Raw genomic sequence first — 10,195 nt, 5'->3', positions numbered from 1 at the left:
AAAGTTATTTATATGTTAATAAAATGAGTGTTTGCGCTGTAAATGTAGATTGCACTGTTCGTGCCAGCCAGAGGAAAAAATGCATAAACCGGTTTTGGAAACGAAAAATCAACGGGTTACAACCCGCCGGTATTCACTATTGCTGCATAAAAAGTGAATATATTTGCGAAGAAAAGAACAAATAAGAGGAAAAATCGAAATATTATTCAGTCGCCAAATATAATTCTGGAATTGTGATCGTAGACGAAATTTATCGGAAATTATTGCATCGTTATGACGCACTCCGCCCTGAAACAGTGCAGTTTTTGCTCCATCGTTAAGGCCATTGGCAGTTATCGTTTGATTCGCGCGACAAGTGGCAGTCAGCCCGTCTAATTTCTGCTACCATCCTTGCACTATTCACCTTGCAAAGTGGCAGCGACTATGAAATTTGTCTCTTTTAATATCAACGGCCTGCGCGCCCGTCCTCATCAACTGTCAGCCATTGTCGACAAGCACCAGCCTGACGTGATCGGCTTGCAGGAGACAAAAGTTCACGACGATATGTTCCCTCTCGAAGAGGTAGCAAAGCTCGGCTATAACGTCTTCTATCACGGACAGAAAGGCCATTACGGCGTCGCGCTACTGACCAAAGAGACGCCTGTTTCTGTGCGCCGTGGTTTTCCCGACGACGGCGAAGAGGCGCAGCGCCGTATCATCATGGCGGAAATCCCGTCGCCGCTGGGCAGTATCACCGTCATTAACGGTTATTTCCCGCAGGGCGAAAGCCGTGACCACCCGCTGAAATTTCCGGCAAAAGCGCAGTTTTATCAGAACCTGCAAAACTACCTGGACAACGAACTGAAACGCGACAATCCGGTGCTGATCATGGGGGATATGAATATCAGCCCAACCGATCTGGATATCGGCATTGGCGAAGAGAACCGCAAACGCTGGCTGCGTACCGGTAAGTGCTCTTTCCTGCCGGAAGAGCGCGAGTGGATGGATCGCCTGATTAGCTGGGGGCTGGTGGATACCTTCCGTCACGCGCACCCGGAAACGGTCGATAAATTTTCATGGTTTGATTACCGCTCAAAAGGTTTCGACGACAACCGGGGGCTGCGCATCGACCTGCTGCTGGCGAGCAATCCGCTGGCCGAACACTGCGTTGAAACCGGCATTGACTATGAAATCCGCAGCATGGAAAAACCCTCCGACCATGCGCCCGTCTGGGCAAAATTCCGGGTCTGATAAACGCAGGTGAACGCGAAAAAACGACTGCTCTCAGGTTTTTTAATCATCTGTATCGCCGGGGTGGTGTGGGCTTTGCCCCCCGGTTTTCTCTCCCTTGATACCCTGAAACGCTATCACACGATGCTGGCGGCCTGGCAGCAACAGTCGCCATTCCTGAGCGCCGGTCTCTATTTTCTGGTCTATACGCTGGTGGCGGCCTTATCGATTCCCGGCGCTGCGCTGCTGACGCTGCTCGGCGGCGCGCTATTCGGACTCTGGCAAGGAACGCTGCTGGTCTCCTTCGCGTCAACCCTCGGCGCTACGCTCGCCATGCTGGCCAGCCGCTACCTGCTGCGGGAGTGGATCTCCCGCCGGTTCGCACGCCAGATGCAAACCGTAAATCATGGTATGGCGCGCGACGGCGCCTTTTATCTGTTTGCGCTACGCGTAATGCCGCTGTTTCCCTTTGTTCTCGTTAATTTACTCGCCGGGTTGACGTCAATCCGCGTACGTCAATACTGGTGGATCAGTCAGGCGGGCATGTTTCCGGCAACGGTGATTTATCTCAACGCCGGACGCCAGCTCAGCCAGTTGACATCAATACGCGACATCATTTCCCCCGGTATGCTGGCGGCCTTTGCCCTGCTGGGGCTGTTACCACTGGCCTCCCGTTGGCTGGTTAAGCGTTTTTTACGATCCTAATTTCAGGAGCGATCATGCGTCGTACTCTATTACTGGCGGGTCTGCTGTTGACGGGCCATGTGCAAGCCGTCGAAAACTGGCAGGCGGTGAAAGATGAAGCCAAAGGCCAGACCGTCTGGTTTAACGCCTGGGGAGGCGACAATGCCGTTAATCAGTATCTCGACTGGGTCAGCGGCGAGATGAAAACGCATTACGCCATTAACCTCAGGATTGTCCGGCTTGCGGATGCCGCCGATGCCGTGAAACGCATTCAGACTGAGTCCGCCGCCGGGCGTAAAACCGATGGTTCCGTCGATCTGCTGTGGGTAAATGGCGAAAACTTCCGCACGCTGAAAGAAGCCGGACTGCTGCAAACCCACTGGGCGGAAACGCTGCCAAACTGGCGCTATGTCGATACGCGCAAACCGGTACGCGAGGATTTTTCCATGCCGACGCAAGGGGCGGAGTCACCCTGGGGCGGCGCGCAGTTAACCTTCATTGCTAGCCGGGATATTACGCCGCAGCCGCCGCAAAGCCCGCAGGCGCTACTCGCTTTTGCGAAAGCCCATCCCGGTACTGTCACCTACCCACGGCCGCCGGATTTTACCGGGACGGCGTTTCTGGAACAGCTGTTACTGGCGTTAACCTCTCAACCGGATGCGCTCAAGGTCGTGCCGGATGACGCGACGTTCGATTCCGTCACCGCGCCGCTATGGGCATACCTCGATGCGCTGCATCCCAGCCTGTGGCGGAAGGGAAAAGACTTCCCTCCCTCTCCCGCCCGGATGGACGCGCTGCTGCAAGCCGGTTCGCTGCGCCTGTCTCTGACGTTTAATCCCGCTCATGCGCAGCAAAAGATCGCCAGCGGCGAACTGCCCAAAACCAGCTACAGTTTCGGTTTTTCACAAGGAATGATTGGCAACGTGCATTTTGTCACAATCCCGGCAAACGCCCGCGCCAGCGCAGGCGCAAAGGTGGTTGCCAATTTCCTGCTCTCCCCCGACGCGCAGTTGCGCAAAGCCGATCCGGCGTTCTGGGGCGATCCTTCCGTGCTTGACCCGCATAAGCTGCCCGCCGGGCAGCGGGAAGCGTTACGGTCGCGCATTCCTGACGGGTTGCCGCCTACGCTGGCGGAACCGCATTCCGCATGGGTGAACGCGCTGGAACAGGCATGGCTACGCCGCTACGGTACGCAGTAACCCTGCTGGTCTGGGGCGTGATGGCGGTCATCTGGCTGCCGCTGGTTCCTGCCGCATTCACGCTTATCACGCCCGCGCTCTCCGCTACGCACTGGCTGGCGCTGTTTAGCGATCCGCAACTCCCGCAGGCGCTGCGGGCAACGCTGGTCTCCGTCACCCTGGCGGCAACCGGCGCGCTGGCTATTGCGCTGACGATCGTCGTCGCGTTGTGGCCTGGCGCAAAATGGGCGCGTCTTTGCGCCCGCCTCCCCTGGCTACTGGCCATTCCCCATGTGGCCTTTGCCGCCAGCGCCCTGCTGCTTTTTGCCGAAGGCGGGATGCTTTATCGCCTTTTCCCCTCGCTCACGCCGCAGATGGATCGCTATGGCATCGGGCTTGGGCTCACGCTGGCCGTCAAAGAGAGCGCCTTTCTGCTCTGGGTTCTGTCGGCATTATTAAGTGAAAAACAGCTTTCGCAGCAGGTCATCGTGCTGGATACCCTGGGCTACAGCCGTCTGCAATGCCTGAGCTGGCTGCTGTTACCCGCCGTTGCGCCAGGATTAGGCGCGGTGATGCTGGCGATTGTCGCCTGGTCATTATCGGCAGTGGATGTCGCGATGATTCTGGGGCCGGGCAATCCACCTACGCTGGCAGTGTTAAGCTGGCAATGGCTGAGCCAGGGCGACGCCGACCAACAGGCCAAAGGCGCTCTCGCCAGTTTACTGCTCGTGGCGTTGCTTATGCTGTTTGCCCTGTTCGGCTATCTCATCTGGCGGGGATGGCAACGCACCCTTCCTGCCATCAACGGTTTTCGCCGCCAGCGCTTATCAGGCAGAAGCGGAAAAACGTTGGCGCTGACGCTGCCGTTAAGCGGCATGCTGTGCGTGGCGCTGCTGGCTTATATGGCTGAACCTGCGTCGGTGAACCGCGAAGCGCTGGTGAACAGCCTGCAAATGGGGCTGGCGTCCGCCGTGCTGGGGTTGATGACGCTGTTCTTATGGCTGGAATGGGGGCCGCAAACCGGGCACCGCTGGGTCTGGCTGCCAATACTGCTGCCTGCGCTGCCGTTGGTCGCCGGGCAATACACTCTGGCGCTGCTCGCCGGGCAAGACGGCCAGTACGCTACCGTTATCTGGGGGCACCTGCTATGGGTTATCCCGTGGATGTTATTCGTCCTCAAACCCGCCTGGCAGCGCATTGACCCGCGGCTGGTGCTGATCGCGCAAACGCTGGGCTGGACGCGGGTTCGTATCTTCTGGCGCATCAAGTGCCCACTTTTACTGCGCCCCGCATTGTTTGCCTTCGCGGTCGGTTTTTCCGTCAGCATCGCCCAATATATGCCGACACTCTGGCTGGGCGCCGGACGCCATCCTACGCTCACCACAGAAGCCGTGGCGCTCAGCAGCGGCGGCAGTACCACAATTCTTGCATCGCAGGCGCTATGGCAACTGCTGTTACCCCTGCTGGTTTTCGCGCTGACGGCGCTATGTTCACGCGTCATTGGCCACTATCGTCAAGGACTCCGCTAATGCTCATCGTTCAACATCTCACGCTGCGCCAGGGCAATCACCGCTTATTGAATCAGGTCGCCTTTCAGGTCAAAAAAGGTGACATTGTCACGTTAATGGGGCCTTCCGGTAGCGGAAAGTCTTCGCTGTTTTCGTGGATGGTCGGCGTACTGCCGTCTCAGTTTCAGGCCTCCGGCGAGCTCTGGCTCAACGAACGACGCATCGATACGCTCCCCACCGCGCAACGTCAAATCGGTATTTTGTTTCAGGATGCCCTGCTGTTTGACCATTTCAGCGTCGGACAGAACTTACTGCTGGCGCTGCCTGCCGCGATAAAAGGGGCGGCCAGACAAACGGAAGTGCGGCATGCTCTTGAGCGCGCCGGGCTGGACGGGTTCAGCCGCCGCGATCCGGCGTCATTGTCCGGCGGCCAGCGCGCCAGGGTGGCCCTGCTTCGCGCGCTGCTGGCGCAACCGCAGGCATTACTGCTGGATGAGCCGTTCAGCCGACTGGACGCCGGGCGCCGCGACGCCTTCCGCCGGTGGGTCTTTGCCGAAGTACGGCAACAAAATATTCCGGTGGTACAGGTGACGCACGATATCCAGGATGTCCCTCCCGGCGGCACGGTGCTCCAGATGGAGGCGTGGGCGTGAATATGCCGACAAACTGCGTTAACGCAAAGTTTTTCCCTGCCAGCCAGCAGAGAATGGCGCCCTCTTATTTTAACGTCGGGCTATTCGATGAAACGTGTTTCTCAAATGACCGCGCTGGCACTGGCTTCAGGACTCGCCTGCGCTTCCTCCTGGGCTGCTGATATGGCGCAGTCGCTTACCTTCAGCCAGCTACAGCAAAAACAGGGCGCCGCGATTGATACGCGCCAGAGCGCTTTTTACAACGGCTGGCCGCAAACCCTTAATGGCCCTTCCGGTCACGAACCTTCTGCACTGAATCTGTCAGCCTCCTGGCTCGATAAAATGAGCGACGAGCAGCTCGCCGCCTGGCTGCAACGGCATAAGCTCAGGAAAGACGCCCCGCTGGCGCTGTATGGCAATGACAGTGGCGTACAGGCGGTGAAATCACGTTTACAGAAGGCAGGCTTCAGCCAGATTGCTACGCTGAGCGATGCGCTGACCGATCCTTCCCGACTGCAAAAGCTCCCTCACTTCGAGCAATTAGCATACCCACAGTGGTTGCATGCCCTTCAACAAAACCAGCCGGTTACGGCTAAACCGGCGGGAGACTGGAAGGTGATTGAAGCAGGCTGGGGCGCGCCGAAATATTATCTGCTCAGCCACATTCCCGGCGCCGGATACATCGACACCAATGAGGTGGAAAGCGAACCGCTGTGGAATAAAGTCTCTGACGCGCAGTTGAAAGCGATGCTGGCGAAACACGGTATTCGCCATGACACGACGGTTATTCTGTATGGCCGCGACGTGTACGCTGCGGCGCGCGTTGCGCAGATTATGCTCTATGCGGGCGTGAAGGACGTTCGTCTGCTCGACGGCGGTTGGCAAACCTGGTCCGATGCGGGTCTGCCGGTTGAACGCGGCATGCCGGCTGACGTGAAGCCGGAACCCGACTTTGGCGTGGCGATCCCGGCGCAGCCGCAGTTAATGTTGGATATGGAACAGGCCCGCGCCCTGCTGCACCGTCAGGACGCATCACTGGTCAGCATCCGTTCCTGGCCGGAATTTATCGGCACCACCAGCGGATACAGCTATATCAAACCAAAAGGCGAAATTGCCGGCGCGCGCTGGGGACATGCGGGCAGCGACTCCACGCATATGGAGGATTTCCATAACCCGGACGGCACCATGCGTAGCGCAGAGGATATCGCCGCCATGTGGAAGCAGTGGGATATCCTGCCGGATCAGCACGTTGCCTTCTATTGCGGCACCGGCTGGCGCGCCTCCGAAACGTTTATGTACGCGCGGGCGATGGGCTGGAAAAACGTCGCCGTGTATGACGGCGGTTGGTACGAATGGAGCAGCAATCCGAAAAATCCGGTGTCCACCGGCGAGCGCGGCCCGGACAGCAGTAAGTAGTCGTAATGCGCCTGATGGCGCTGCGCTTATCAGGCCTACAGGGAGGCTCTTTTTCCAGGCCGGATAACCTTCAGCGTCAGGTATCCACTCCAGACCCTTGTCAGGGTGGTCATCCAGCACAACGCGCCAAATACCCACGCCAGAACGGGAAAATAGCGCGGAAACAGGCAGCTCAGAACAAAAAGCAATATTGTCTCGGTGCCTTCGGTCAACCCGCCCAGATAGTAAAACGATTTGTGCGCATAGCCCGGATTATCAATCTGATGCTTCGCCGCCAGCGCCGCAAACGCCAGAAAACTGCTGCCCGTACCGATAAACGCAAACAGCAGCCAGCCCCCTGCCAGCGCGTTTTGTTCCGGTGCGGCCAGAATAAAGCCAAACGGAACCAGTGCGTAAAACAGAAAGTCGAGGGTGATATCAAGAAATCCCCCCGCATCGGTTAACCCTCTGCGCCGCGCCAACGCGCCATCCAGCCCGTCGAACAGGCGATTCAGCACAATGGCCGCCAGCGCGGCCAGATACCAGCCCAGCGCCAGAAACGGCAGCGCCAGCACACCAATGGCAAATCCGAACAGCGTCAGGCCGTCCGGGGTGATCGCCGGTTTATCGAGATACGCAGCACCGCGGTGCAGGAGCGGTTTAACCCGTGGGTGCAGATGCCGATCAAACATGTGGCGCCCCTTTCAATGCGTCACACAGCCCTTGCGAAGGAATATCCAGCGCGGCATTAAAACGCGCCGACAGGTTCTGAAAGGCGATCAGCGCCGTCATTTCGGTAATCGCGTCGTCAGTAAAATAGCGTTTCATCATCGCCTTGAGCGCCTCATCAACCTGCGGCGGCGTGGCGGTCACGGCCTCGGCATAAGCCAGTGCGACACGCTCCTCCTCGCTGAATAGCGTGGACGATTGCCACCCGGCAACGGCCTGTACTTTATCCAGCGCCCCACACCGTTCGGCCAGACGTAAACTGTTGGCATCCACACAGAAGGCGCAATGGCACACCTGCGAAACGCGCGTCATCAACAACGCGCGCATCACCGGCGTTACCCGCGCGCGCTTACGTTCCAGAAACCCGACAAACAGCGCCACCAGCCAGAACAGAAACGGCATTCGCCCCCACCAGCGCGTGGGGTGCAGAACGTCGCCGTAATGTTTTTTCTGCGTAGCGACGAGAGGTTTCAGACTGGAAGGGATATGGGTCAATGGGCTAACCCAGGGTTGTGGATCGTTCAACGCTTGCTCCTGAAGACTTTAGGTCACGCAAAGATAAGGATAGTATGTCACTTTCCGTTGTTGAACCTTGATGAATATGATGAAAACCATTGATGTCGTCGCCGCAATCATTGAGCGTGACGACAAAATATTGCTGGCTCAACGCCCGGAACACGCCGATCAGCCGGGTATGTGGGAGTTTGCCGGAGGCAAAGTGGAGTCCAGTGAGACGCAGCCTCAGGCGTTGATTCGCGAACTGCGTGAAGAGTTGGGTATTGAGGCGGTTGTCGGGCGCTATATCGCCAGCCATCAGCGCGAAGTCTCTGGCCGGCTGATCCATCTGCACGCCTGGCACGTCCCGGCGTTTACCGGCGCCGTCACCGCGCATTATCACCAGAACATGATCTGGTGTTCGCCAAAAGAGGCGCTGCGTTACCCGCTTGCGCCTGCGGACATTCCGCTGTTAGAGGCGTTTATGGCTTTACGCGACGCCAGACCAACGGATTCGTGCTGAGCGTTTTTTCGTCGCGCTGGCATTGCAGCAGCACGCCTTCGGCTTTGATCACCGCCCCTTCCGAATAGTTTTGATCCTGGTAGACGCAGCACTGATTGCAGGGCTGCGCACGCTGCCCGCTGGAGCTGAACACTTCGGGCGGGACGTTAACCTCCACATCCGGGCGATAATGCTGATTCGCCAGCGCGGCAAAAGAGACCATCGCCGCTGCTGCCGCGATAAATAAACGATGCATAGCGTTTCCTTGTTATGAAGCCTACCTTCAGTATAACGGTCGTAAGCGACTGAAACTTTAGCCACTCCATCCATCGCTTTTTATTATGACGCGCGCGCCGTTATTAATTTCCCTGGCACGCCATTTTTTTTTCTTGCTTACCGTCACACTGCTGGTGGTATAGTCAAAAACTGCATAAACACGAAACACAACATTATAAATATAACCATATCAATACATAAGAGGTTCTTATATCTATGGATCAGACATGTTCTCTGGAGTCGTTTCTAAACCATGTTCAACAGCGTGACCCCAATCAGACCGAGTTCGCGCAGGCCGTTCGTGAAGTAATGACCACGCTGTGGCCTTTCCTTGAGCAAAATCCTCGTTATCGTCAGATGTCATTGCTGGAACGTTTGGTTGAGCCAGAACGCGTGATCCAGTTCCGCGTGGTGTGGGTGGACGATCGTAACCAGGTGCAGGTTAACCGTGCCTGGCGCGTACAGTTTAATTCCGCCATCGGCCCGTATAAGGGCGGGATGCGTTTTCATCCTTCCGTTAACCTCTCGATCCTGAAATTCCTCGGCTTCGAGCAGACGTTTAAAAATGCGCTGACCACGCTGCCGATGGGCGGCGGTAAAGGCGGCAGCGATTTCGATCCTAAAGGCAAGAGCGAAGGCGAAGTGATGCGTTTCTGTCAGGCGCTGATGACGGAGCTCTATCGCCATTTAGGGCCAGACACTGACGTACCTGCTGGCGATATCGGCGTGGGCGGACGTGAAGTGGGCTTTATGGCCGGTATGATGCGTAAGCTCTCCAACAACAGCGCCTGCGTGTTCACCGGGAAAGGCCTCTCGTTTGGCGGTAGCCTGATTCGCCCGGAAGCCACCGGTTATGGCCTGGTGTACTTTACCGAAGCGATGCTCAAACGCCACGGTCTGGGTTTTGAGGGTATGCGTGTGGCGGTGTCCGGTTCCGGCAACGTGGCGCAGTACGCTATCGAGAAAGCAATGGCGTTCGGCGCTCGTGTGGTGACGGCTTCGGACTCCAGCGGCACCGTCGTTGATGAGAGCGGCTTCACCGAAGAAAAACTGGCGCGCCTGTGCGAAATCAAAGCCAGCCGTGACGGGCGCGTGGCGGATTACGCCCGCGAGTTTGGCCTGCCCTATATGGAAGGCAAACAGCCGTGGTCAGTGCCGGTTGATATCGCCCTGCCGTGCGCAACGCAGAACGAACTCGACGTGGACGCCGCGCGCGTGCTGATCGCCAACGGCGTGAAAGCAGTGGCGGAAGGCGCCAATATGCCAACCACCATTGAAGCCACCGATCTGTTCCTCGAAGCTGGCGTGCTGTTCGCGCCGGGTAAAGCGGCCAACGCAGGCGGCGTGGCGACCTCCGGTCTGGAGATGGCGCAAAACGCCGCGCGAATGAGCTGGAAAGCCGAGAAAGTGGATGCGCGTCTGCACCACATCATGCTGGATATTCATCATGCCTGCGTGGAATACGGCGGCGAAAACAAACATACCAACTATGTTCGCGGGGCGAATATCGCAGGCTTCGTCAAAGTGGCCGACGCGATGCTGGGCCAGGGCGTGATTTAATTTTCCGTGGCATGCAGGCCTGATAAG

The 10,195-nt window shown here is 57.6% G+C and carries 11 protein-coding genes; 8 read left to right on the top strand and 3 right to left on the bottom strand.

Features of this window, described 5'->3' with window-relative positions; translation table 11 throughout:
• The first annotated feature begins 423 nt into the window (after positions 1-423).
• The 6 genes from xthA to OGY62_RS13650 all read left to right on the top strand — a co-directional run bounded on the left by xthA (position 424) and on the right by OGY62_RS13650 (position 6,627).
• Positions 424-1,230, top strand: coding sequence for an exodeoxyribonuclease III (gene xthA / locus OGY62_RS13675; RefSeq protein WP_060816196.1), 807 nt, complete (start codon positions 424-426; stop codon positions 1,228-1,230).
• Positions 1,231-1,239: 9 nt separating this feature from the next.
• Positions 1,240-1,914, top strand: a complete 675-nt coding sequence (locus tag OGY62_RS13670; protein WP_012132644.1) for a TVP38/TMEM64 family protein — start codon at positions 1,240-1,242, stop codon at positions 1,912-1,914.
• Positions 1,915-1,928: 14 nt separating this feature from the next.
• The gene (locus OGY62_RS13665) at positions 1,929-3,092 is read left to right on the top strand and encodes an ABC transporter substrate-binding protein (RefSeq protein WP_286460095.1); all 1,164 of its coding nucleotides are present in this window, start codon (positions 1,929-1,931) and stop codon (positions 3,090-3,092) included.
• A complete protein-coding gene (locus tag OGY62_RS13660) occupies positions 3,065-4,600 on the top strand; it encodes an ABC transporter permease family protein (protein ID WP_286460094.1) in 1,536 nt (511 codons plus the stop codon). The genes OGY62_RS13665 and OGY62_RS13660 overlap by 28 nt, the downstream gene beginning before the upstream one ends.
• Positions 4,600-5,232, top strand: coding sequence for an ATP-binding cassette domain-containing protein (locus OGY62_RS13655; RefSeq protein ID WP_200031035.1), 633 nt, complete (start codon positions 4,600-4,602; stop codon positions 5,230-5,232). The genes OGY62_RS13660 and OGY62_RS13655 overlap by 1 nt, the downstream gene beginning before the upstream one ends.
• Positions 5,233-5,319: 87 nt before the next feature.
• Complete coding sequence (locus tag OGY62_RS13650; RefSeq protein ID WP_286460093.1) at positions 5,320-6,627, top strand: sulfurtransferase; 1,308 nt, start codon at positions 5,320-5,322, stop codon at positions 6,625-6,627.
• 35 nt (positions 6,628-6,662) lie between these two features.
• Here OGY62_RS13650 and OGY62_RS13645 read toward each other — a convergent pair whose 3' ends face one another.
• Together OGY62_RS13645 and OGY62_RS13640 are read right to left on the bottom strand one after the other, a co-directional pair.
• Positions 6,663-7,298, bottom strand: coding sequence for a CDP-alcohol phosphatidyltransferase family protein (locus OGY62_RS13645; RefSeq protein ID WP_104868741.1), 636 nt, complete (start codon positions 7,296-7,298; stop codon positions 6,663-6,665).
• Positions 7,291-7,860, bottom strand: coding sequence for a carboxymuconolactone decarboxylase family protein (locus tag OGY62_RS13640; protein WP_047457415.1), 570 nt, complete (start codon positions 7,858-7,860; stop codon positions 7,291-7,293). The genes OGY62_RS13645 and OGY62_RS13640 overlap by 8 nt, the downstream gene beginning before the upstream one ends.
• Positions 7,861-7,939: 79 nt before the next feature.
• Between OGY62_RS13640 and OGY62_RS13635 the strand changes: the two genes are divergently transcribed.
• Positions 7,940-8,353, top strand: a complete 414-nt coding sequence (locus OGY62_RS13635; protein WP_112002435.1) for a pyrimidine (deoxy)nucleoside triphosphate diphosphatase — start codon at positions 7,940-7,942, stop codon at positions 8,351-8,353.
• Here the strand turns inward: OGY62_RS13635 and OGY62_RS13630 are convergent.
• Positions 8,313-8,555, bottom strand: a complete 243-nt coding sequence (locus OGY62_RS13630; protein WP_172773950.1) for a YnjH family protein — start codon at positions 8,553-8,555, stop codon at positions 8,313-8,315. The two genes, OGY62_RS13635 and OGY62_RS13630, sit on opposite strands and share 41 nt — an antisense overlap.
• A 269-nt stretch (positions 8,556-8,824) precedes the next feature.
• Here OGY62_RS13630 and gdhA point away from each other — a divergent pair, with 269 nt between their 5' ends.
• Positions 8,825-10,168, top strand: a complete 1,344-nt coding sequence (gene gdhA / locus OGY62_RS13625) for an NADP-specific glutamate dehydrogenase (protein WP_130028428.1) — start codon at positions 8,825-8,827, stop codon at positions 10,166-10,168.
• Positions 10,169-10,195 lie beyond the last annotated feature (27 nt).

The sequence above is a fragment of the Citrobacter sp. CK198 genome (assembly GCF_030333295.1).
Lineage (GTDB): Bacteria > Pseudomonadota > Gammaproteobacteria > Enterobacterales > Enterobacteriaceae > Citrobacter_B > Citrobacter_B koseri.
Note: the sequence above shows the minus strand (reverse complement) of the source record. Positions and strands in the feature narration are given on the sequence as shown.